Origin of the sequence: Sedimentibacter saalensis (genome assembly GCF_007830175.1) — a bacterium.
GTDB classification, from domain to species: domain Bacteria; phylum Bacillota; class Clostridia; order Tissierellales; family Sedimentibacteraceae; genus Sedimentibacter; species Sedimentibacter saalensis.
In genome coordinates this window covers 443,558-464,674 of record NZ_VLKH01000003.1, presented here as the reverse complement: position 1 = coordinate 464,674, position 21,117 = coordinate 443,558, and the positions used below count along the sequence as shown (strand labels likewise).

At 37.9% G+C, this 21,117-nt stretch carries 23 protein-coding genes; 17 read left to right on the top strand and 6 right to left on the bottom strand.

The genetic code is table 11. From position 1 onward, the window contains the following. Positions 1-13: 13 nt before the first annotated feature. From LY60_RS07495 to LY60_RS07480, 4 genes are all read right to left on the bottom strand, one after another. Positions 14-1,891, bottom strand: a complete 1,878-nt coding sequence (locus tag LY60_RS07495) for an aldehyde ferredoxin oxidoreductase family protein (RefSeq protein ID WP_145082041.1) — start codon at positions 1,889-1,891, stop codon at positions 14-16. Between the two features lie 9 nt (positions 1,892-1,900). Further along, a complete protein-coding gene (locus LY60_RS07490) occupies positions 1,901-2,314 on the bottom strand; it encodes a 4Fe-4S dicluster domain-containing protein (RefSeq protein WP_170226134.1) in 414 nt (137 codons plus the stop codon). Positions 2,315-2,333: 19 nt separating this feature from the next. Continuing rightward, positions 2,334-2,564 carry a MoaD/ThiS family protein gene (locus tag LY60_RS07485; RefSeq protein ID WP_145082037.1) on the bottom strand — a complete coding sequence of 77 codons (231 nt, stop codon included), beginning with the start codon at positions 2,562-2,564 and terminating at the stop codon, positions 2,334-2,336. A 200-nt stretch (positions 2,565-2,764) separates the two neighbouring features. Continuing rightward, positions 2,765-3,595, bottom strand: a complete 831-nt coding sequence (locus LY60_RS07480) for a MerR family transcriptional regulator (RefSeq protein ID WP_145082035.1) — start codon at positions 3,593-3,595, stop codon at positions 2,765-2,767. A gap of 198 nt (positions 3,596-3,793) precedes the next feature. Between LY60_RS07480 and LY60_RS07475 the strand changes: the two genes are divergently transcribed. Both LY60_RS07475 and LY60_RS07470 read left to right on the top strand, forming a co-directional pair. After that, positions 3,794-4,093: a DUF2089 family protein gene (locus tag LY60_RS07475; RefSeq protein WP_145082033.1), complete on the top strand. Its 300-nt coding sequence runs from the start codon at positions 3,794-3,796 to the stop codon at positions 4,091-4,093. Beyond that, entirely contained in the window at positions 4,093-4,407 is a 315-nt protein-coding gene (locus LY60_RS07470; RefSeq protein WP_145082107.1) for a hypothetical protein, read from the top strand. The genes LY60_RS07475 and LY60_RS07470 overlap by 1 nt, the downstream gene beginning before the upstream one ends. Before the next feature lie 46 nt (positions 4,408-4,453). Here LY60_RS07470 and LY60_RS07465 read toward each other — a convergent pair whose 3' ends face one another. Further along, entirely contained in the window at positions 4,454-6,238 is a 1,785-nt protein-coding gene (locus tag LY60_RS07465) for a flavocytochrome c (RefSeq protein ID WP_145082032.1), read from the bottom strand. 124 nt (positions 6,239-6,362) lie between these two features. On the opposite strand from LY60_RS07465, the gene LY60_RS07460 reads away from it, so the two are divergent. The 6 genes from LY60_RS07460 to LY60_RS07435 all read left to right on the top strand — a co-directional run bounded on the left by LY60_RS07460 (position 6,363) and on the right by LY60_RS07435 (position 11,944). Further along, positions 6,363-8,075 (top strand): sensor histidine kinase, encoded by a 1,713-nt coding sequence (locus LY60_RS07460; protein WP_145082030.1) that lies wholly within the window; start codon positions 6,363-6,365, stop codon positions 8,073-8,075. Continuing rightward, the gene (locus LY60_RS07455; protein WP_145082028.1) at positions 8,068-8,802 is read left to right on the top strand and encodes a response regulator transcription factor; all 735 of its coding nucleotides are present in this window, start codon (positions 8,068-8,070) and stop codon (positions 8,800-8,802) included. The genes LY60_RS07460 and LY60_RS07455 overlap by 8 nt, the downstream gene beginning before the upstream one ends. A gap of 305 nt (positions 8,803-9,107) precedes the next feature. After that, on the top strand, positions 9,108-9,701 hold the full coding sequence (locus LY60_RS07450) for a TetR/AcrR family transcriptional regulator (protein ID WP_145082026.1): 594 nt from the start codon (positions 9,108-9,110) through the stop codon (positions 9,699-9,701). Position 9,702: 1 nt separating this feature from the next. Further along, complete coding sequence (locus tag LY60_RS07445; RefSeq protein ID WP_145082024.1) at positions 9,703-10,548, top strand: ABC transporter ATP-binding protein; 846 nt, start codon at positions 9,703-9,705, stop codon at positions 10,546-10,548. After that, positions 10,545-11,228 (top strand): fluoroquinolone export ABC transporter permease subunit, encoded by a 684-nt coding sequence (locus tag LY60_RS07440; RefSeq protein ID WP_145082022.1) that lies wholly within the window; start codon positions 10,545-10,547, stop codon positions 11,226-11,228. Before LY60_RS07445 ends, LY60_RS07440 begins: the two co-directional genes overlap by 4 nt. Beyond that, entirely contained in the window at positions 11,225-11,944 is a 720-nt protein-coding gene (locus tag LY60_RS07435; RefSeq protein ID WP_145082020.1) for an ABC transporter permease, read from the top strand. The genes LY60_RS07440 and LY60_RS07435 overlap by 4 nt, the downstream gene beginning before the upstream one ends. A gap of 26 nt (positions 11,945-11,970) precedes the next feature. On the opposite strand, the gene LY60_RS07430 is transcribed toward LY60_RS07435, so the two are convergent. Further along, positions 11,971-12,156: a hypothetical protein gene (locus LY60_RS07430; RefSeq protein ID WP_019230201.1), complete on the bottom strand. Its 186-nt coding sequence runs from the start codon at positions 12,154-12,156 to the stop codon at positions 11,971-11,973. Between the two features lie 215 nt (positions 12,157-12,371). Between LY60_RS07430 and LY60_RS07425 the strand changes: the two genes are divergently transcribed. From LY60_RS07425 to LY60_RS07385, 9 genes are all read left to right on the top strand, one after another. After that, a complete protein-coding gene (locus LY60_RS07425) occupies positions 12,372-12,770 on the top strand; it encodes an FMN-binding protein (protein WP_145082018.1) in 399 nt (132 codons plus the stop codon). A gap of 9 nt (positions 12,771-12,779) precedes the next feature. Then, positions 12,780-13,313, top strand: coding sequence for a flavodoxin domain-containing protein (locus tag LY60_RS07420; RefSeq protein WP_145082016.1), 534 nt, complete (start codon positions 12,780-12,782; stop codon positions 13,311-13,313). A gap of 239 nt (positions 13,314-13,552) precedes the next feature. Next, complete coding sequence (locus LY60_RS07415) at positions 13,553-14,149, top strand: hypothetical protein (RefSeq protein WP_145082014.1); 597 nt, start codon at positions 13,553-13,555, stop codon at positions 14,147-14,149. 416 nt (positions 14,150-14,565) lie between these two features. Continuing rightward, positions 14,566-15,045, top strand: coding sequence for a DUF6530 family protein (locus tag LY60_RS07410; protein ID WP_145082012.1), 480 nt, complete (start codon positions 14,566-14,568; stop codon positions 15,043-15,045). Between the two features lies 1 nt (position 15,046). After that, on the top strand, positions 15,047-15,379 hold the full coding sequence (locus LY60_RS07405; RefSeq protein WP_019230196.1) for a GIY-YIG nuclease family protein: 333 nt from the start codon (positions 15,047-15,049) through the stop codon (positions 15,377-15,379). 11 nt (positions 15,380-15,390) lie between these two features. Further along, positions 15,391-16,110 (top strand): uracil-DNA glycosylase, encoded by a 720-nt coding sequence (locus LY60_RS07400; protein ID WP_145082010.1) that lies wholly within the window; start codon positions 15,391-15,393, stop codon positions 16,108-16,110. Positions 16,111-16,653: 543 nt separating this feature from the next. Next, the gene (locus tag LY60_RS07395) at positions 16,654-17,994 is read left to right on the top strand and encodes a beta/alpha barrel domain-containing protein (protein ID WP_145082008.1); all 1,341 of its coding nucleotides are present in this window, start codon (positions 16,654-16,656) and stop codon (positions 17,992-17,994) included. Positions 17,995-18,002: 8 nt separating this feature from the next. After that, positions 18,003-19,937, top strand: coding sequence for an aconitate hydratase (locus LY60_RS07390; RefSeq protein WP_145082006.1), 1,935 nt, complete (start codon positions 18,003-18,005; stop codon positions 19,935-19,937). 13 nt (positions 19,938-19,950) lie between these two features. Further along, on the top strand, positions 19,951-20,949 hold the full coding sequence (locus tag LY60_RS07385; protein WP_145082004.1) for an isocitrate/isopropylmalate dehydrogenase family protein: 999 nt from the start codon (positions 19,951-19,953) through the stop codon (positions 20,947-20,949). The last annotated feature ends 168 nt before the right edge of the window (positions 20,950-21,117 follow it).

The following is a 21,117-nucleotide window of genomic DNA, read 5'->3' as shown; positions in this document are numbered from 1 at the left end:
CTTTTTTGAGTAATTATGCTTCCTGCTTTATAAGATTGTAAACTTTTTCTGCAATGTGCATCATTCCAAGTTCCTGATACTTTTCAAGTGTTGGAATTGCAGTTTCCTTGTCATAGGAACATGCTTCGTAATACTTGTCAAGAGCTGCCTCCATGTCTGCAACTCTTCCTTGCGGAGGACCTCCGGTGGCAGGCTCTGTCATGAAGCGTTTAGGAAGTCGGTCATCTTTTCTTCTAAATCCCCGGATGTAGTTTATTGCCCTTTCAAGTGCAATTGTTCTTTCAGCGGTTCTCAGGAGTTCATACTTGTCAATTTCAACGCCTGTTATGGCCGTATAAAGTTCTGCCATGGTGGAAGGCTTCATTTCAGCATTTATTACATTAAAGTCACAAATTCCAGCAAGGTTTGTAACAACAAAGCATTCCTTGAGTGCTTTTAGCCATGTCTTGTCTTCTGTGTCGCTGAAAGGATCCTTAGGCTCATTTATGTCTAAATCAGGATACAAATATCCGAATGCATCAATTGTTGCAGCATATGGTCTCATGTGGCAGGCACCGCGCTCACTTGTTCCGAAAGCAACTGTCATGGAAGAAGAGCCCCTTGGGTCGGTTGCCGAAATTTCCATGCCCTTGACAGCCATTACATAATCCATTGCCTTGCCGCCGATTTTTTTGGCTGCAGCAAATGATCCGTCTGCATACAAGTCACCGCATCCTTCGCGAAGGCACATTTTCCTAAGCATTTCTGCCATTGCAGGACCGTTTCCAAAGTTCATTTCAAGGCCGTCGGTCTGTTCCTTGGTGATTATACCTTTTTCATACCATTCCATTATTGCACTGATGGTAGAGCCCCCTGATATGGAGTCTATTCCGTAAATTGTTGTATAATATCCTGCCATACATATGCTTTCATAATCAGAAACTCCGCAGCGTGGGCCAAATGCAGCAAGAGATTCATATTCCATTTCTCCTACTTCCACATCTCCCATAACAACATATTTATGGCACCCAAGCTGGCAAGCGTAGCACGTTCTCCTGGCAACCTTGTATTTATCCGTGTTGTTCCAGAGATTGTATGGAAGTACCTTTTCAATTTCCTCAAATTTGTTGTCAATGAAGTTCCTTGTTGGAAGTATTCCGAAGTCATCGGCACCGCCAACCCATGCAGGAGTGCCATAGCCATGAACAGGTCCCCATGTGTATGCTTCTTCGCGAAGTTCTCTAATGGAATTCCTGAAGGCCCTTTTAAATGCATCTGTGTCTGCAATTTCAACCTTGCCGGTTCCGCGGACAGCAACAGCCTTAAGGTTCTTGCTTCCCATTACAGCACCAGCCCCGCCTCTTCCTGCAAAGCAGTCATCGCTGAATATACAGGCAAGTTTTGACAACTTTTCTCCGGATTGACCTATGCAGCATACCTTGATGTCTTGACCTTCGGCTTCCTTTATTTTTTCAGTTGTTTCCCTTGTATCCATTCCCCAGAGGGAGGAAGCATCCTTTATTTCTACATTTTCATTGTCTATCAGCAGATATACAGGCTTTTCGGCTTTTCCTGTGAATGCCACAGTGTCATAACCTGCAAATTTTAGTTCTGCTCCAAAATGGCTTCCCATGTTAGAGGCTCCTATGGTGTTTGTCAGTGGTGACATGAAGCACACGCTGGTACGTGAGGCTGAAGGAGCAGGAGTTCCTGTCATTGGGCCAGTGTTGAAGCTTAGCAGGTTTTCCGGAGAAAGAGGATGTGCGTCAAGAGGCATGTGGTTCCATAAAAGGGCAATTCCATAGCCTTCGCCGCCTAAGTACCTTTTGATGTAATCAGCATTTAAATGTTCCTTTTTAATGTTTCCATTTGATAAGTCTACTTTTATTATACAGTTTTTATATCCCTTCATGTTAGCCTCCTACCACGACAGCGCCTGACGGGGGCACGCAGAAACACATTCCGGCAATCCGCCGCACAAGTCACATTTAAATGGTTTAACTTCACCGTCAAAATCAGTCATAACAATTGCACTGAAAGGACATGCTTCTGCACATGAGCCGCAGCCAATACAGCCTTCACCTATTACAACGGCTCCCGAATACGCGTTGCGGGCAATTATTTTTTCCGGGCATGCTTCTGCACATGGCATGTCAAAGCATTGCTGACATACAGTGATTTTGAATTTCCCAAGCTGTCCAAGTTCTGAAATCTGAATACCTCGTGTCTGAGGTGACACAGCATCCGTGTGATTCAGGGAACAAACTGCTTCGCAGGTCCTGCATCCCTGGCACACTTCCTTGTTCGTTTTAACTTTAATTACTCCTGGTTTCAATTTACACCTCCTGATTTTTTTAACCGCCGCCGCCAATGGGAAAGAGATAAAGTTCATCACTCTCCTGAAGAACGTATGACTTGTTTTTAAGGCTGCCGTTTACGCTGCTTTTTATCCAGATTCCGCTTACGGGAATATTCATGAATGTTATGGCTTCTGCTATTGTGAAATCGTTTGGAAGTTCCACAATTTTTTCCCTGAAACCGCATGAGGCAGCCAAAAGTCCAGTCAGTCTTACCTTTACTTTCATAACATCTCCTTTCTAAATAAGAATACAAAAATACCGCAGCAAAAACATGCTGCGGCTCCTTTTCAAAAAGGGGGGCGAACAGATTGCTCCATCCACCTGTCGTTCTCAAAGGCCCCGTGGGTCCATGAGAATCGGAGCTATTCTGATTAAATTATAAAGGTTATTGCAACTATAAGGTCAAGAAATATTTTTTGAGAAAATTAAATTTTTACAGGAATTTGCAGCTTAAAAAACATGCCTCTTTCATTTTCGATAAAATCGGGCAAATCAACAATCACTTCACATATGTAATCTCCTGTAATTATGTAGTTTCTTAAAACTGCTTCATCCAATAGCTTGTTTGCATAGGGTATCTCCATTTCAAACCTGTTGCAGTATATACAGAGGTATGTGTTGGGAGGTACTGCAGTCACCAGTTTTTCAGGAACATTCTCAATATCCACGAACACAAACAGCTTATCGGAAACATAATTTCTGCTGATTATGTTCTCCTGTGAAACAGTGCTTCCTGCATTGCAGAAATAAGTGCTGCGAAGTCCCTTGCTATCCATGTCTTCCTTCAGTTTCCTCAGCTGCTCCTCATAAACTTCAATGCCGAAATTGTAAAAGTTTGTGTCGGTAGTGTAGCTGTATATCCACCTTTTTTCAATGTATTCAAGCACAATGGTCCCATCGGGCGGCGAAGACTCGTATCTTTCATAATTATCAACTGCACGCTGCAGCGCTATTTTTTGAAACTTCAGGGATTCAATCTGTTTGTCGATTTGCTCCATTTTTTTCTCAAGCACATGTTTTGTAAGCTTAACATCACAATTATTAAGCTGATCTGAAATATCCTTCAAGCTCATTCCAAGGGACTGCATATACTGAATCATGTCAAGGCGGGCGCTTTGTTTGATGGAATAAAATCTGTAACCGGTAGCTTTATCCACTTCCACGGGTTTTAATAATCCTATTTTATCATAATAGCGAAGCGTTTGCTCAGACACGACGTTTATTTGCGCCATCTGACCGATTGTCAGCTTTTTCATGGATGCCTCCTGAAATATTTATATAATTAAATCATATCAAAGTTTTGAAATATTACAATAAAATTTTATTTTGTTATATGGAAAAAATTTAATCATAATATACATTGTTCAACATTGACTTTAATAAAATTAAGATGTATATTTAATATTATTAAAAATAATGATAAAGTAATGTTGAATAAAAATTGAGGTGGAAGTATGGGTGTTGAAGTGTTGCCAGAATGGCTGAATAATCTGGAGGAAGAAGATATATCATTTATAAAAAAGTTTTTGCTGTCATCAGGATCTCTTAAAGAAGTGGCGGCAATATACGGGGTTACATATCCCACAGTGAGGCTGAGGCTGGACCGTTTGATTCAAAAGATACAAATAAGTGAAGACAATGCAAAGGAACCGTACATTTCCCTCATAAAAAGGATGGCTGTCAATGAAAAAATAGATTTTGAAACAGCTAAAATATTGATTTCTGAATATAAAAAATTAAAGGAGACTGAATGATGAGTAAGGTATTGGTGTTTTTAATAGCTGCTTTAATTATTATAGTTCTTTTAGCAGCTCTTCAAATATTTCTTTCCATGAGCAAGAATAAGTATCTTGGGTTAATTCTTCCTGTAATAAATTTACTTGTTGCAGCGTTCATGTCTTTTGGAAACATGATATATACTGGAGATATTGCTCCTATTTTAGCAGCATTTGCTGTATTTTTAATTCCTGCAGTCATAAATCTGGCAATTTACAAGGCATGCAGAGAAAAAATCAAGGAAAAAAACAATCAGGAAATAAACAAGATGAATATACAGGATTTAGAATAATACCATAATAACAAAAATCGCTGGCACGCCAGCGATTTTGTTTTGTTTATTTTGCTGCAGATTGACCGGCAATGCGTCCAAATACTGTGATGTCGGCTATGGCGTCACTTCCCAGTCTGTTTGTTCCGTGAATGTCTCCCGTTACTTCACCGGCTGCATACAATCCTTTTATTGCTTCACCATTTTTGTTTAAAACCTGTGCTTCTGAATTGATTTTTATTCCGCCCATTGTGTGGTGCACAGCAGGCTTGGAAACCATTATATAGTATGGCCCCTGACCAAATTCAACCAATGTTCCTCTTTTGTTGAATTCCTTGTCAACGCCGTCTTTAGCATACTGATTGTAGTTTTCAACTGTTTTCTTAAGCTCTGTAGCATCTATTTCAAAGAAAGCTGCAGCTTCTTCTATTGTGTCTGCCTTTACTAACTGTTTTCTTGCAATCAAGCCGTTATATTCTGACTCATGAGTAACTGCCATGCCTGAATCTGTCATGGCAGACTCATCCCAGAACATGTAGGATACTCCGCCTGTTTGCTCAATCACTGCATTTGAAATAACATCTCTTCTTTCAAGTTCCTCAACAAATCTTTTTCCTTCCTTGTTAACAAGTATAGATCTTCCTTCCATACGAACATCACCTACATACAAAAGTGAACCGGATTGTGTGTCGCATGTTGGGTATGTCTGAATGTATTGCATATCTACAAGCTCAGCACCGATTTTTTCAGCCAATGTAATTCCGTCTCCTGTGCTTCCCACTGAATTTGTTGAAAGAATTTTTTCATTCATGTTTTCGTTGTATTTCATTCTCATATCAAGACTTGCACCAAATCCGCCGGTTGCAATTATAACACCTTTATTTGCATTGTATGTTATTGTCTGACCGTCGTAGACTGCCTTCACACCTGTTACCTGTCCGTCAGCATTTTGAATTAATTCTGCTGCAGTGGTATTTTTGTGAAGAGGTATATTTTTTTCTGTGAGTCTTGCGTTTAATTTGCTTATCATTTCATAACCTGTTGCATTTTTTGGAACCAAGCTTCTTTCAACTGAATGACCACCAAAGAACAACATGTGATCTTCAAATACCATTTTAATGTCATCCTTCAGCCAGTTTGCTCCATCCAGAGCATTGTCAGCAAGAATTCTTACAAGTTCAGGATTGCCTTCATTGTCTCCGCCTTTTAATATGTCTGCATAAAACTTATCAGCGCTGTCTTCGATTCCTTCTTCAACCTGGATCCAGTTTCCCGGAGCTGCGTATTCACCGCCTGAAAGAAGAGTGTTTCCGCCGATTATTGGCATTTTTTCAAGAACAATTACGCTTGCTCCATTATCGGCAGCTGTTATTGCAGCAGTAAGTCCTGCTCCGCCTGCACCGATTACTATAACGTCTGAAGTGTATTCTGATTCTCTTTTTTCCTTTTCAACTTTTCCAGCGGAAACAAGCACGCTTTTGTCAGCTCCTGTTTTTGAAAATGCATCAGCAACTGCTGTTCTGAATCCTGCTGATGTTATTGTAGCTCCAGTAACACCGTCAACATCAAAATTGTTTGTTGCAATCATTTCTTCAGTCATGATGGACATTGCTTCATTCAATCCTTCTGTTTCATGTTCTTCTTTAACCTTTATATCGGAAATTTTGTTGTCAGCAATTGTTAATTCTACTACAATATTTCCGCCCTTGCCTGTTCCTGTTCCTTCGTATGTTCCATCAATAGATGATTCCTGAGCAGACTCCTGTGATGGTTTTTGAGTGTTTGCCTGGCTACAGCCTGTAATTCCAAGCACCATTGATAAAGCAAGCACTATAGATATTAATTTTTTCATTTTTCCTCCCGTTTGTTTATAATTTGTATATTGTTTTTCGTTTCACATTGTAGTATAATTTCAAAGCTTTGTCTTTATAATATGAAATCGCAATATTTAACTTTTACGAACTATTGAGGTAAAAATGAAACTACAAAGAAAATTAACCGTTTTTTTTGCAATATGTCTGACAGCAATATTCTCAATTGCAGCTGTTATCATAAGCATACGCATCAACTACACAAACAGCAGGCTTACAGAAAATCTCAGCACACAGCTCATTGAATCAAAAGCAAATGAAGCAGGAGCATGGCTGGCCCAAAGAATAAGGGAGCTTCATACAATCAGCCGAACTCCAACAGTAGTTTCCATGGATGATGAAGCAATCAAAGCATATATTAATCAGCTGAGCAATGACATGGATTCCTATTACGGAAACAACTATGGAACATTTTCAATAAACAAGCTTGACGGACTTGAATATATCAATGAAAACCAGACAATCGACGTTTCGGACAGAGAATATTTCAAAAGAATTTTAAACTCGGATGATGAATATGTAATAAGTGAACCTATTGTATCAAAAACAGACCAAAGCTTGATAACTGTGGCCTGTTATCCCATATATAACACCAGCTCTGAAAAAATAGGATTTGTAGCTGCTGCCATTTCACTTAGAAAGCTTACTGAAATAACGGACAACCTTTCTTTTTATAACGGAAAATCAATGATTGTGGACAGTTCAGGCACCATATACACACATACGGACGAGGGACTGTCAGAATCATTGATTCAGGACATAATTGCTCATATTCCGAAAAACTCTGACGGAACTCTTACCAGTGAAAGAATGTCCGAAGAAAACAAAGGTTATGTTGCATTTTATGCTCCCATTCCAAACAGCCATGACTGGTATCTGTGCACATCGGTTGAAAAGGCGGAGCTGTACAAAGACACAAGGATTTTAAATGAATCACTCATAAGCATGTGGATTCTTCTATTGCTTGTTGCCATAAGCGTGAGTTATTTTGTAAGCAACGCTGCAACTAAAAGGATTGCAGTATTGAGCAGCGCCATGGAGAATGTCAGGAAAGGAAATCTGGAAACAAAAATTACGTTGCCTGGAAATGACGAACTTTCAAATCTGGCAGATGATTTCAATGCCATGGTTGTTGACATCAAGGAATTGATGAATCAATCATATGAGCATCAAAAGGAAAAGAGGCAAAGGGAACTTCAGGTTTTGCAGTCCCAGATAAATCTGCATTTTCTTTACAACACTCTGGATACATTGCAGTGGAAAGCTTTAGAATATGGAGCTCATGAAATGGCAGATCTTATAATGTCTCTGTCTTCATTTTTCCGTATTTCACTGAGCAAGGGGAGAGAATTCATAACTCTTGAAAAGGAACTGGAACATGTGAAAAGTTATCTTAGCATACAGCAGCACCGCTACGGGGATATTTTGAATTATGAAATCAGTTGTGATAAAGGATTGTATAAATTGTGCCTGCCCAAAATTCTGATCCAGCCCTTGGTTGAAAATGCAATATACCATGGAATTAAACCAAGTCTCAAAAGAGGAAACATATCCATAAACATTTTTGAAGAACATGACAATTTAAATATAGTGGTTGAAGACGACGGTGTTGGAATTCCAGAGGAAAAACTAACAAATATAAGGGATAATCTTCATAGACACCTTACAAGCAGCAATTACGGCCTTTACAATGTCAGTCAACGCATATATCTTCATTATGGAGACAAATACGGGTTAAATATAGAAAGCAGAGAAAGTGCAGGAACAAAAATTACTGTAAGTCTGCCCAAGATAGAGGAGGATGAAGTAAGTGTATGATATATTAATATGTGATGATGAATCAACAATCAGAAACGGACTTAAACATCTTATTGAATCAAGCACCATGAAGTTTAATGTTTCCGGAACTGCTTCAAATGGATTTGAAGCGTTAAGGCTCATAAAGGAAATAAAGCCTGAAGTGGTTTTGATTGACATAAACATGCCGGGACTTACAGGTCTTGAGGTTATGCGCGAGGTGTCCGTTCATGCACCATTTACAAAATTCATAATTATTTCCGGATATGATGAATTTCAATATGCACAGCAGGCTATTCAGCTTAAGGCGTTTGATTATCTGCTTAAACCAATTGACAAGAAAAATTTATTTGTTGTAATAGAAAAGGCATGTAATTGTGCCGTTAAGGAAAAAAAGGACTGTCATTATCCTACAGCTGAAAATTTTAATATAACAGATGAAACAATTGACTATATATATAAGAATTACAGAGACAGTGAACTGTCTCTATCCAATATTTCAAAAGACCTTCACGTGAGCGAGTCCTATCTTACAAGAATAATAAAAAAGAAAACAAACATGAGTTTTTCTGAATTTCTCACAAAGCTTAGGATGGAGGAAGCAATATCACTAATTCTTTCAGACTCGTCCATATCAAGCCTGAACGTATCAGAGAAAACCGGATACAAGAGTCAGCATTATTTCTGCAAGGTTTTTAAATCTTATACGGGAATGACTCCAACTGAATACAGAAAAAAACATATGTAATGAAAATAAAGAAGAGCTAATGCTATCAGACTATTGACAAACCACAATTCTACAAGACGTAGGGGCGAATCTTATATCCGTACGGATAATTAATCCAATAATTTTGTTTTCTTCGGGAGGACACGAGGTCCTCCCCTACAAACTTAGATTTCTAATTCACCGACAATTATCAATATTAATTAAAATAACTTTGTCATCAACCTAAGAGCGAATGCTATTTTTGTGAAAAATATATTGCATTAAATCTTTTTTTGATCTATAATGACTATAAATACAAATATAGTCAAATAGTACAAGGAGCAAAAATGCCAAAATCATATTCTTCCCAGGAAAAGGAATACATTGTAAAAAGGTTAAAAGAGGAAGCATACAACTGCCTCAATTTGTACGGAGTAAAAAAAACCACAGTTGATGAACTGGTAAGACGCGTAAACATACCTAAAGGCACATTTTATTTGTTTTATGATTCAAAGGAACTATTGCTTTTTGATGTTGTAAATGATTTGCACGATGAAATTCAAAAACATTTCATAAGAGAAGCAAATCTCATTAAAGGGAGAATAACTGCTGAAAATCTGACTAATCTGCTGTTTAAAGTATATAAAATGGTGGATGACACATTCCTTTTAAAAGTAATGACAAATGGGGAGTTGGAACTCATTATTAGAAAACTTCCAAATGAAATTGTGGAAAAGCACTTCAGAGATGATTATGCAATGATGGAAAAGTTCATGGAATTAATTCCTCATGTAAAGGAAAAAAACGTGCAGTATTTTAGCGGTGCATTGAGGGGTGTATTTCTTACCATGCTTCATAAAAGGGAAATAGGGGAGGAAGTTTTTGACGGTTCCTTGAAATTGATGATTAATGGTTTGGTAATTCAATTGATGGAGGAATAATATGATTCAGGTTGTTGATTTATCATTTAGCTACACAAAGAACAGTTTTTTGGAAAACATTGACTTTAAAGTTTCAGAAGGAGAAATATTCGGATTTCTTGGTCCATCAGGGGCAGGCAAAAGTACACTGCAAAAAATTCTAACAGGCTTAATTAAGACCTATAAAGGTCGGTCAATTGTAAACGGCATTGAAAGCAAAGACTTCAGAAATGATTTCTATGAAAATATTGGAGTTGATTTTGAATTCCCAAGTCTTTATGAAAAGCTCACAGCAAGAGAAAACCTTGAGTTTTTCGGTTCGTTGTATTCAAAAAAACTGCGCAATATTGATGAAATGCTGGAAATGGTGGGACTTAAGAACCATGAGGACAAAAAAGTTTCAGAATACTCCAAGGGTATGAAGTCAAGGCTTAATTTTATAAAGGCGTTGCTGCACAATCCGGACATTTTATTTCTTGACGAACCTACAAGCGGCTTGGATCCCAACAGCAGCAGAGACATGAAGAACATAATACTACAGGAAAAGAAAAATGGTAAGACAATTATACTCACAACACACAACATGGCAGATGCTGCTGAGCTTTGCGACAGGGTGGCATTTATTGTGGATGGAAGGGTCAAGGCTTTGGATACACCTCATAATCTTATTATGTCAAAAGGAGCGTCCAAAATAAAGTATACTTATTTGGACGGAATTGAAAAAACAGGGGAATGCCTGCTCAGTCATACATCTGGTGATAAAAAGCTCCAAGAGCTTATTGAAAGCAACAGAGTTTTGTCCATACACAGCAGCGAGCCAACATTAAATGATATTTTTATGGAAGTGACGGGGAGAGTGCTTCAATGAGAATTATAAATTTAATAAAGGGAGATATAAGGTTCCAGTTCAAATATGGGTTTTATTTTGTTTATGCAGTGTTCACTGCAGTCTATCTATCTTTAATTTTTGTCATGCCCCAATCCTGGAGGGAAAAGGCTGCAGCAATAATGATTTTTTCAGATCCAGCAGCAATGGGACTTTTCTTTATGGGAGCCATCGTGCTGCTTGAAAAAAGCGAAAGGATATTGAACTCTCTTGCCGTATCACCTGTAAAAACAGGAGAATACATATTGTCAAAAGTAATATCTCTTTTGTTCATATCTGTTCTTGTAGGAATAGCAATTACATTGCCATTAGGCACAAAAAAATTATATGCTTCTGTCATAGGAACGGCCTTTGGTTCAGCATTTTTCACCATGTGTGGATTGATTGTTGCAGCTAAAATATCAAGTCTCAACCAATTTCTTACGACGGCAGTTCCAATAGAAATAATCAGTTTTTTGCCGCCCATAATGTACTTGTTCGGTTATGACAGCATGTTCATGCTTATTCACCCGGGCTGCATCATAATCAGTCTTATAAGTGGAAACAGCAAACATCTGTTGTTGTTTTCAGCCATATTATGTATATGGCTTGCGGCAATGTACAAAGTGGCTCATAAGTATATTCAAGACATGTTTCAAAATACAGGAGGTGTAAGTTTATGACACATAAGAGACTGTCGATTTCATTTATGCAGTATTTAAATCAAATAGCAAGAGATGCCATGCTTTTTCTCTCATGTCTGGCGCCGGTTCTATATGGACTGTTCATGAAGTTCGGAATTCCCGCTGCTGAAAAGTTCCTTACGGGATATTACAGCCGTGAAGAAGTACTGGTTCCATATTTTCTCATATTTGATTTATTTCTTGTTGTATTGACTCCTATGATGTTCAGTTTTGCATCTTCTATGGTTATTCTGGGAGAAATTGATGACGGAATCACAAAATACATGTCAGTTACGCCTCTTGGCAGGGGAGGATACTTAATTTCAAGATTGATTCTTCCTTTGACACTTTCATTTGTAGTATCAATAATTGTCATGAATGTATTTTCATTGGACATAATTTCTTTTGAAATGATAATATTACTGTCTTTTTTATCGTCAGTGCTTGGTTTCATAACTACTATGATGGTTGTATCTCTTTCGGCGAATAAAGTGGAAGGAATGGCAATTACTAAGATGTCTGGAATTTCAATGATAGGTATTATATTGCCGTTTTTTGTTCTGACAAGAATACAATACCTGGCAATTATGCTGCCGTCCTTTTGGATGGCAAAGTTTGCACTGGAAGGTAAAATCACATACTTGATATTATGTGTAATGGTTTCAGCAGGATGGATATTGTTGCTGCTAAGAAAATTCATGAAGAAAACTATGTAGAGAGGGCTTGGTTCCCTCCCGTTCATCTATTTTTTTTCTCTTATCCAACATTTGTCTTCAAAGCATTCCAGAGCTTCTCTGGGGTTGTTGAATCGAATGTATTTTGAGTATATTATATCAGAATCATTTTTTCTTTCGAGCTTTATTACATTGCTTCCTTTTGTGAAGTAATAATAATCTATATAATCAGGATATTCAATATTTTTTACCATAACTTCCTCCTTAACAACACAATCATAACATGCTTCGCTTAAATACATCTTAAAAAAAAACTGCTTCCATAAAAAATAAAAAGTCGAGTTACGGCAGATAACAAACAAAAATTGTTGAAATAATAGGGTTTGCAGCAATTTTATATTGACATTTATATCAATAAATAATATAGTGAAAATGTTACCACTAATAAAATATGAAGGCGGTTTAAGTCATGAAGATGAAAAAATTGATTCTAATTGTTCTGATTTTTGCAGCAGTTGTAATTGTGGCAGGAGCTATAGTTGTATCAAATTTAGAAAAAAATCTTAATGAATTGACAACCATGGAAATAAAAGATGTGGACTTATCTAAAGTTAAAGATGGAACTTTCACCGGTTACTACCAGGTATTGCCCGTTGATGCAAAGGTGGAAGTTACTGTTGAAAACCACGTGATTAAAAACATAAATCTTGTGGAGCATGGAAACGGAAAAGGTCAGGCTGCAGAAGTAATACCACAGATGGTAGTTGAAGCACAAAGCCTTGAAGTTGACTCGATATCTGGAGCTACCTATAGCAGCAGAGTTATTTTAAAAGCAATAGAAAAAGCACTTATTGAAGGATTGAACTAGGAGGCAGAAATGGGAAATGTTGCAGTAATTTTTAAAACCAAGTATGGACACACAAAACAATATGCAGAATGGATTTCTGAGGAATTAAAATGTGACTTGTTTGAACAGTCAGAAATTTCAGGTGAAAAAATGCTTGAATATGACACTATTGTTTACGGAGGAGGGCTTTATGCCAGCGGCATACTGGGAGTAGATCTTATTACGAAAAACTTCAGCAGAATAAATAACAAGAATATTGTTGTTTTCACAGTTGGACTGGCGGATCCGGATATTAAATCACAGTTTGAACCTATAATCAAAAAAAACTTCACCGATGAAATGCAAAAAAGAATAAACATATTTCACCTCAGGGGGGGAATAAATTACAAGGAGTTGGGAATTGTTCACAAGGCAATGATGGCAGCTCTCAAATCCTCGGTTAAGAAAAAGGATGAACTTACGGATGAAGACAGACTGATGCTTGAAACCTACGGAGATAAGGTTGAATTTACAGATAAGAAAGACATAGAACCTTTGATATCCTTTGTACGGTCATTAAACTAAAATTAAACTGACATTAACCTAACCACCCATGCGGTGGTTTTTTTATGGCGTTTAATTTACACATCCAATAATTACCATGAAACATTTATATATATAACCCGTCTAAATAAGTGTAACAAGAAAGGAGGTTAATCCTTACATGGCCATGATGTAAAATTAAACATTAAAAAATAAATTTAAACTGAGACAAATAACTAAAAATAGATTAAAAATAAAAATTAAAAAATGAGGTTATTATTATGAATAAAAATATTATAAAAGTATTATCTTTAAGCGCATGCCTGTCAATGGCAACAATGACAGCTGCTTTTGCCCAGACTCTGGAACTTCCTGCTGACTCCGTTAAAATTCAAATTACTTCAGTAGATGAAGCTATGTATGAAAAGCAGGCAGCTTTCGATAAAATATTGTTTGAAGAAAAACTAAAGGAAATTAACGAAAAAGGAATAACAGTAACTCATACTTATCCTGCAGACGGATATGTTGAAGTTGGAATAACACCTTTCAATGAAGAAAACCAGAAATACATCATTGAAATTCTTGGAAGCGATGAAGTAGAGGTAGTGGATGGAATTATGGCAGTAACTTTAACGGATGAACTTATGAGCACAACAAGTGCCCCTGACGTAAAGATTGTCAGTGCCCCTGATGCAGCAACAAGCGGTCCAGCTGAAGAAGCTGCACCTGAAGCTCAGGTGGTAAGTGCAACTGATGCCAAGGTAATCAGCGCAAAGGATGATGTTAAAGAAAAAGGAATTTCTCCTTTAGCTATTGGGGCAGGAGCAGCTGTTCTCCTTGGAATAGGAGCGGTATTGTTCAAGAAGAAAACAGCATAATAAAAATAAAAGGCGGCAGTTTCACTGCTGTTCAGACTACTGACAAATCCAATTTTCCATATTCGTAGGGGCGGATCTTGTGGACGTCACTGAAAAAGTCTTTCCTGTCATCCTGAACGACAGTGAAGGATCTCATCTTTGTTGAAAACATGAGATTCTTCGGCTACGCCTCAGAATGACAGTGAATAAATGTATAGTTTTTCAGTGGCCTCATCTTGTGTCCGCCCGGTTTATTAATTCGATAATATTGTTATTATCTTCAGGAGGACGGTAGTCCTCCCCTAAATATTGAACTTTGTCAACAGTCTGACAGCAGTCGTATCTGCTGTTTTTTTATTTGTACTGTTGACAATTTTATTTTTTTGCAGTATTATTTAATTAGTAGTTTAGTAAATTAGTAAATAAAGGAGAACAAAATGAAAATACCTACAGCCTTAAAACATAAACCGGTTATTGTTTCAGAAAATTATGAAAATGTTGATGGAAGATATGCATACAATTCAGATGCAAAAGGGCTGTCTTTAGGCCTTGCCCAGTGGAACGACAGAGGCAAGGTTGATATTTCAGCCAAGGTTTGGAGATACACAGGAGAAAAATGGTCAAGGCAATCCGAAGAACTGCCTTTGCACAGAGTGCTGGACCTTGCTATACTTGTTTGCAGAACACAGCTCCATTTCAGGGAAGCATACCGTTATGAAAAACTTTATGACCCTGAACATCCTGTTATTGACAGAGTGGGTCTCCAGGGAGATGCAATGACAGTTGAAGTATGCACGGACAACGAAAAAATAAATGAAGACATAAAATTGTTCAATCAGGCTTTAAGTGATGATGGCGAAATAATAGGAGAAAGACTGAGGACTTTGTCATCAATATTAAAGGAAATGGGTTATTAAAATGGACAGGAAAAAGGAACTGAAAGAGCAATACAAGCAAATGAAAAGTGAAATGGGAATTTTTGCAGTGCGCACAAAGGACGGTACAAAATATTTCCTTGAAACAACACAAAACCTCAAGGGTAAAATCAACAGCACAAGATTTCAGCTGCAGCATGGCTCTCATCCAAACAAGGCTATGCAGAATGAGTGGAACCAGAGAGGGGAAAATAACTTTGTTATAGAAATTCTTGAGAAGCTTGAATATGACAAGGATGATGAAACAAAGACAGACTACAGCGAGGAGCTTTCCATTATGAAAATGCTGTGGGAAGAAAAGTTAAATAAAAATTGACAGGAGACAATATGAGTTTAATACCTATAGATTATCACCCTTCGTGGAATAAATTCTTAACTGAGGAAATAATCCTGCAGTTAAAAAATATCGAGGAAAAAATAGGGAAAAATATTAACCCTGAATATGAAAATGTACTGCGCTTCATGAGATGTAATCTTGATGACATAAAGGTTGTAATACTAGGGCAGGATCCATATCCTGAAAAAGGAAGAGCCACCGGCCGGGCATTTGAAGTAGGAGATCTGCATTCATGGGATGCGAAGTTCAGGCAGGTTTCCCTTAAAAACATTGTAAGATTAATACACAAAAATTACAATGATATCAATGATTATTCTGAAATCAAAAAATTTTCCCAGATTCAGGAGGAAATCAAAAAGGGAAAATTCAAAATACTTCCACCTGATGAAATATTTAAATCATGGGAAAAGCAGGGCGTGCTTCTTCTCAACACATATTTTACAGTTGAACATGGAATCACAGGAAGCCACATTGCCATATGGGAGCCTTTCAGCATTGAACTCCTTAAATACATTTCCGGGGAAAACAAAAACATAAACTGGTTTTTGTGGGGAAAACTTGCAGAGGAAAAAAGCAGGTATCTATCAAGCGGGAAATTTTATATAAGCAGGCATCCAATGATGTGCTCAGAAAAATATGATGATGATTTCCTGAAAAATGAATGTTTTAATGATACCAGAAAAACAATAAACTGGCTTGGAAATGAATGATAGCAGAACTTTTCTGGATGTTCGGTTAATATACAATTTTGCAGCAGAATTAAATAAAAGACATGCAGAAGCATGCATAAGTTTGATGATAAAGTTGTTTCAATAATGTAGGGGAGGGCTGCTGTCCTCCCGAAGATAACAAAATTATTGAATTAGTGATACGGGCGGACACAAGATCCGCCCCTACGATTAGTGAAGATTAGGGTGTAAATAGTCTGGAGACATGCAGCTGCATGCCTTTTTTGTTTTTTGATATACAGATTCAGCTGTTCAAATTAATGTATTCGGTAAGAAAATTAGATTTGATTCTGACTTATTGGCTGAAATTAAGGGTTATCATTTTCCTTGCAAGAAGTTATGTAAATATTGCAAGAAATGACGCGTAAAGTAGCAATATTAAATTATTACATAAAAGAAATAATTTTTGAACTTGACTGATTTCAAACATCGCATTATAATGTGAAACATAAATCAAAAAAGTGAGTAAATACAAATTTGCAATTTAAAACATAATTCTTTCATAAACTAACCCGGAGGTGCAACATGAAGTATAATCCAGTTGAAGCAATGAAACCAAATCTATACAAATATGTTTTTCCATACGATGAAATTCCTAAAATCAAATTTAACAACATTCAGCTGCCCATGGACATACCTGAAAGCATATGGATCACTGACACAACATTCAGAGATGGCCAACAGTCCATGACGAGCATGAACACAGAACAGATGGTGAAAATCTATGATTATCTTCATGAGCTTGACAACGGGTCCGGTATAATAAAGCAGACAGAGTTTTTCCTTTATTCACAGAAAGACAGGAATGCCGCAGAACAATGCATGTCAAGAGGTTATGATTTTCCTGAAATAACTTCGTGGATAAGGGCAAACAAAGATGACTTCAATATTGTTAAGTCCATGGGAATCAAGGAAACAGGAATTTTAATGTCATGTTCCGATTACCATATATTCAACAAACTGAATAAAACCAGACAGGAAGCAATGAAGATGTATCTTGACATTGCTTATGCATCACTTGAAAACGGCATTGTTCCAAGATGCCACTTTGAAGATATAACAAGAGCAGATTTTTATGGCTTTGTTGTACCTCTTGCGAAGAATCTTATGGACATGATGAATGACAGCAAAATAAATGTAAAAATCAGAGCTTGTGACACATTGGGTCTTGGGGTGTCACATGTGGGAGTTGAACTTCCAAGAAGCGTTCCGGCAATCATTCACGGGTTGAGATATTACGGAAATGTTCCGTCTAGTTCTATTGAATGGCACGGACACAACGATTATTACGGAGCAGTTACAAATTCCACAACGTCATGGCTGTACGGAGGAGCCTCTGTGAACACCACAATGTTTGGAATAGGTGAAAGAGTTGGAAACACTCCTTTAGAAGCTATGATAATCGAATATGGACAAATCAAAGGTAACACTGCGGAAATGAACCTTGAGCTCATAAATGAAATAGAAAAATTTTTTGAAAAGGATCTTGATTATGCAATTCCTCCAAAGACACCTTTTGTAGGAAAAGAATTCAATGTTACAAAGGCAGGGATTCATGCAGACGGTCTTTTGAAGGACGAAGAAATTTACAACAGCTTTGATACACGCAGGATTTTGGGAAAACCTCCTTTGGTGGCAATCAATTCTTATTCCGGTATTTCAAGCATTGCATACTGGATAAACAGCTACTTTAATCTTTGCGGAAATGAAAAAATCCATAAGGGCGATAACAGGCTCATACCTGTTAAAAACAAAATAGATTCAGAATATGACAGCGGGAGAACAACAAACATCTCCAGCGAAGAAATGGAAAAGCTTGCAAAATTATATATTTTCAACAACTATCAAAATGAAAGGGCAATATAGGAGGGACTATGGCTACACTTGCAGAAAAAATTATCAGGAATCATCTTGTTACCGGAGAAATGAAAGCTGGAAATGAAATTGGAATAAGAATAGATCAGACATTAACTCAGGATTCAACGGGCACAATGGCATACCTTCAATTTGAGGCCATGGGCATAGACAGAGTAAGAACAAAAAAATCAGTTGCTTACATAGATCACAACATGCTTCAGTCCGGACCTGAAAATGCTGATGACCACCTGTTTATACAGACAGTTGCTAAAAAACATGGAATTTATTATTCCAAACCGGGAAACGGCATTTGCCACCAGGTTCATCTTGAACGGTTTTCAGTTCCGGGAGACACTCTTTTAGGCTCTGACAGCCACACTCCAACCTGCGGAGGAATGGGCATGATTGCCATGGGAGCAGGAGGTCTTGATGTTGCCGTTGCCATGGCAGGCGGTGAGTACAGACTGGTGATGCCAGAGATAGTCAATGTTGAACTTAAGGGTAAATTGAACAAATTTTCTTCAGCCAAGGATATTATACTGGAAGTTTTGAAGAATTTCACAGTAAAGGGCGGAGTAAACAAAATATTTGAATATACAGGTGAAGGTGTAAAATCTCTTTCAGTGCCTGAAAGAGGAACTATCACAAACATGGGGGCTGAACTTGGAGCTACAACATCTTTGTTTCCCTCTGATGAAAGAACACTGGAATTTCTAAAGGCGCAGGGAAGAGAAAATGATTTTGCTGAACTTAAGGCTGACGATGACGCTGTTTATTCGGAAAAAATCACCATAGACTTGAGTCTGCTTAAACCCAATGTGGCATTGCCCCATTCGCCGGATGCTGTAGTTCCTGTAAGCCAAGTAAGGGGTACTGCTATTACCCAGGTAGCCATAGGAAGCTGCACAAACTCTTCATACACAGATATGATGAAGGTTGCTAATATACTTGATGGTAATACGGTTCACGAAAATGTTTCGTTAGTTATATCTCCAGGATCAAAGCAGGTACTGGCCATGCTTGCAGCAAATGGCGCTCTATCTAAAATAATTGCTTCAGGTGCAAGAATACTTGAGATCGGGTGCGGGCCATGCATTGGAATGGGTCAGGCGCCGGGAAATAACGGCGTATCCTTGAGAACATTCAACAGAAACTTCCAGGGAAGATGCGGAACTGATTCAGCGGGAGTATACCTGGTAAGCCCTGAGGTTGCAGCGTTTTCTGCAATAAAAGGCTTTATTGCAGGGGAAGAGGACTTTGATGAAAATGTTGATCTTGACATAGATATTCCTGAAAAGTTTATGGTAAATGATAACATGATAATAAGTCCTGCAGATGATGGAAGAGATGTTAAGGTAGTCAGGGGACCGAATATCAAGACATTCCCAAAAAACTGCAAGCTTGCAGATCATACAGGATGTGTGGTTCCTGTACTTATCAAAGTTAAAGATGATGTGACAACAGATGCAATCATGCCTTCAAATGCACATCTTCTTCCGTTCAGATCAAACATTCCTTATTTGTCGGAGTTTTGCTTTATGCAGATTGATAAGGATTTTCCTAAGAACGCAAAGAAAAATGGCGGAGGAATAATTGTTGCAGGAAAAAACTACGGTCAGGGTTCAAGCCGCGAGCATGCAGCTCTTGTTCCTTTGTACCTGGGAGTAAGGGCAGTATTTTCAAAATCATTTGCAAGAATACACAAAAGCAACCTTGTGAATAACGGAATAATACCTTTAACATTCAAATATGAAGCAGACTATGATGATATAGAAAAGATGGACGAGATGGAAATACCAAATCTGTTGAAACAAATTGAAAAAACAACGATAATTGTGGAAAACAAAACGAAAAACAAGCAATATGAAATGGAACTGAAATTGTCAGGAAGACAAATTGAAATCATAAAATCCGGAGGGCTTTTAAATTATATGAGCCTGAAAAATGTATAGGAGGCATCGCATCATGAAAAGAAAAATAACATTGATTCCCGGAGACGGAATAGGACTTGAAATAATGCATGCAGCAACAGAAATCATAGATGCGGCAACTGACACAATTGAGTGGGAGGAAAATATCGCTGGATTTGCAGCATATGAAAAGTGCGGAGAGCTTCTTCCTAAGGAAACAATTGAAAGCATAGAAAGAAATAAAATTGCATTCAAGGGTCCTATAACCACACCGGTTGGAAAAGGCTTCAGAAGCATAAATGTACAGCTTAGACAAAAATTCAATTTGTACAGCAACGTTCGTCCTGTAAAATCATATGAAGGGATAGATGCTCTCTACAAGGACTTAGATCTTGTAATTGTCAGGGAAAATTCTGAGGATTTGTACATGGGCATAGAATATATGGCAAAGGATGATGTTGCACAAAGCATCAAGGTAATTACAAAAGGGGCAAGTGAAAGAATCGCAGATTTTGCATTTAAGGTTGCTGAAAAGGAAAACAGAAGCAAAGTTACACTTACTCACAAGGCAAACATCATGAAGCTGTCTGATGGTTTGTTCCTGGAATCAGGACGTACAGTTTCAAAAAACTATCCGGACATAAAGTTTGAGGATGTAATAGTTGATGCCATGTCAATGAAGCTTGTAATGAAGCCGCAGGATTACCAGGTAATAGTTGCTCCGAACCTTTACGGGGACATACTATCAGACATGGCAGCAGGTCTTGTTGGAGGGCTTGGAATGGCTCCAAGCGCCAACATAGGTGAAGAAACAGCAATATTTGAGCCTGTTCACGGTTCGGCTCCTGACATTGCCGGCATGAACATAGCAAATCCAACTGCTGCAATATTGTCAGGAATAATGATGCTGCGACACATAGGTGAGGATTCAGCAGCATTAAAGATAGAAAACGCCCTGAAAAAAACCCTTAAAAACAAAAAGCTTCACACAAAGGACATAGGCGGAAACTTAAGCACAACTGAATTCAAGGATGAAGTTATAAAAGCAATGTAATAACCCGGGCTTAAGCCCGGGTTAAGTTGATGACAAAGTTTAAATTTGGCGTTGTCATTCTGAGAGCTTGCTCGAAGGATCTCATGTTTTCACAAAGATGAGATCCTTCACTATCGTTCAGGATGACAGTGCTGAGGTTTGTCAATAGTCTGTCCCGGGCTTAAGCCC

What these genes read in the sequence shown, in the direction of transcription:
- LY60_RS07495 (WP_145082041.1), bottom strand. Translation starts at nt 1,891, where the DNA reads ATGAAGGGATATAAAAACTGTATAATAAAAGTAGACTTATCAAATGGA.
- LY60_RS07485 (WP_145082037.1), bottom strand. Translation starts at nt 2,564, where the DNA reads ATGAAAGTAAAGGTAAGACTGACTGGACTTTTGGCTGCCTCATGCGGT.
- LY60_RS07480 (WP_145082035.1), bottom strand. Translation starts at nt 3,595, where the DNA reads ATGAAAAAGCTGACAATCGGTCAGATGGCGCAAATAAACGTCGTGTCT.
- LY60_RS07475 (WP_145082033.1), top strand. Translation starts at nt 3,794, where the DNA reads ATGGGTGTTGAAGTGTTGCCAGAATGGCTGAATAATCTGGAGGAAGAA.
- LY60_RS07470 (WP_145082107.1), top strand. Translation starts at nt 4,093, where the DNA reads ATGAGTAAGGTATTGGTGTTTTTAATAGCTGCTTTAATTATTATAGTT.
- LY60_RS07465 (WP_145082032.1), bottom strand. Translation starts at nt 6,238, where the DNA reads ATGAAAAAATTAATATCTATAGTGCTTGCTTTATCAATGGTGCTTGGA.
- LY60_RS07460 (WP_145082030.1), top strand. Translation starts at nt 6,363, where the DNA reads ATGAAACTACAAAGAAAATTAACCGTTTTTTTTGCAATATGTCTGACA.
- LY60_RS07450 (WP_145082026.1), top strand. Translation starts at nt 9,108, where the DNA reads ATGCCAAAATCATATTCTTCCCAGGAAAAGGAATACATTGTAAAAAGG.
- LY60_RS07445 (WP_145082024.1), top strand. Translation starts at nt 9,703, where the DNA reads ATGATTCAGGTTGTTGATTTATCATTTAGCTACACAAAGAACAGTTTT.
- LY60_RS07440 (WP_145082022.1), top strand. Translation starts at nt 10,545, where the DNA reads ATGAGAATTATAAATTTAATAAAGGGAGATATAAGGTTCCAGTTCAAA.
- LY60_RS07435 (WP_145082020.1), top strand. Translation starts at nt 11,225, where the DNA reads ATGACACATAAGAGACTGTCGATTTCATTTATGCAGTATTTAAATCAA.
- LY60_RS07430 (WP_019230201.1), bottom strand. Translation starts at nt 12,156, where the DNA reads ATGGTAAAAAATATTGAATATCCTGATTATATAGATTATTATTACTTC.
- LY60_RS07425 (WP_145082018.1), top strand. Translation starts at nt 12,372, where the DNA reads ATGAAGATGAAAAAATTGATTCTAATTGTTCTGATTTTTGCAGCAGTT.
- LY60_RS07420 (WP_145082016.1), top strand. Translation starts at nt 12,780, where the DNA reads ATGGGAAATGTTGCAGTAATTTTTAAAACCAAGTATGGACACACAAAA.
- LY60_RS07415 (WP_145082014.1), top strand. Translation starts at nt 13,553, where the DNA reads ATGAATAAAAATATTATAAAAGTATTATCTTTAAGCGCATGCCTGTCA.
- LY60_RS07410 (WP_145082012.1), top strand. Translation starts at nt 14,566, where the DNA reads ATGAAAATACCTACAGCCTTAAAACATAAACCGGTTATTGTTTCAGAA.
- LY60_RS07405 (WP_019230196.1), top strand. Translation starts at nt 15,047, where the DNA reads ATGGACAGGAAAAAGGAACTGAAAGAGCAATACAAGCAAATGAAAAGT.
- LY60_RS07400 (WP_145082010.1), top strand. Translation starts at nt 15,391, where the DNA reads ATGAGTTTAATACCTATAGATTATCACCCTTCGTGGAATAAATTCTTA.
- LY60_RS07395 (WP_145082008.1), top strand. Translation starts at nt 16,654, where the DNA reads ATGAAGTATAATCCAGTTGAAGCAATGAAACCAAATCTATACAAATAT.
- LY60_RS07390 (WP_145082006.1), top strand. Translation starts at nt 18,003, where the DNA reads ATGGCTACACTTGCAGAAAAAATTATCAGGAATCATCTTGTTACCGGA.
- LY60_RS07385 (WP_145082004.1), top strand. Translation starts at nt 19,951, where the DNA reads ATGAAAAGAAAAATAACATTGATTCCCGGAGACGGAATAGGACTTGAA.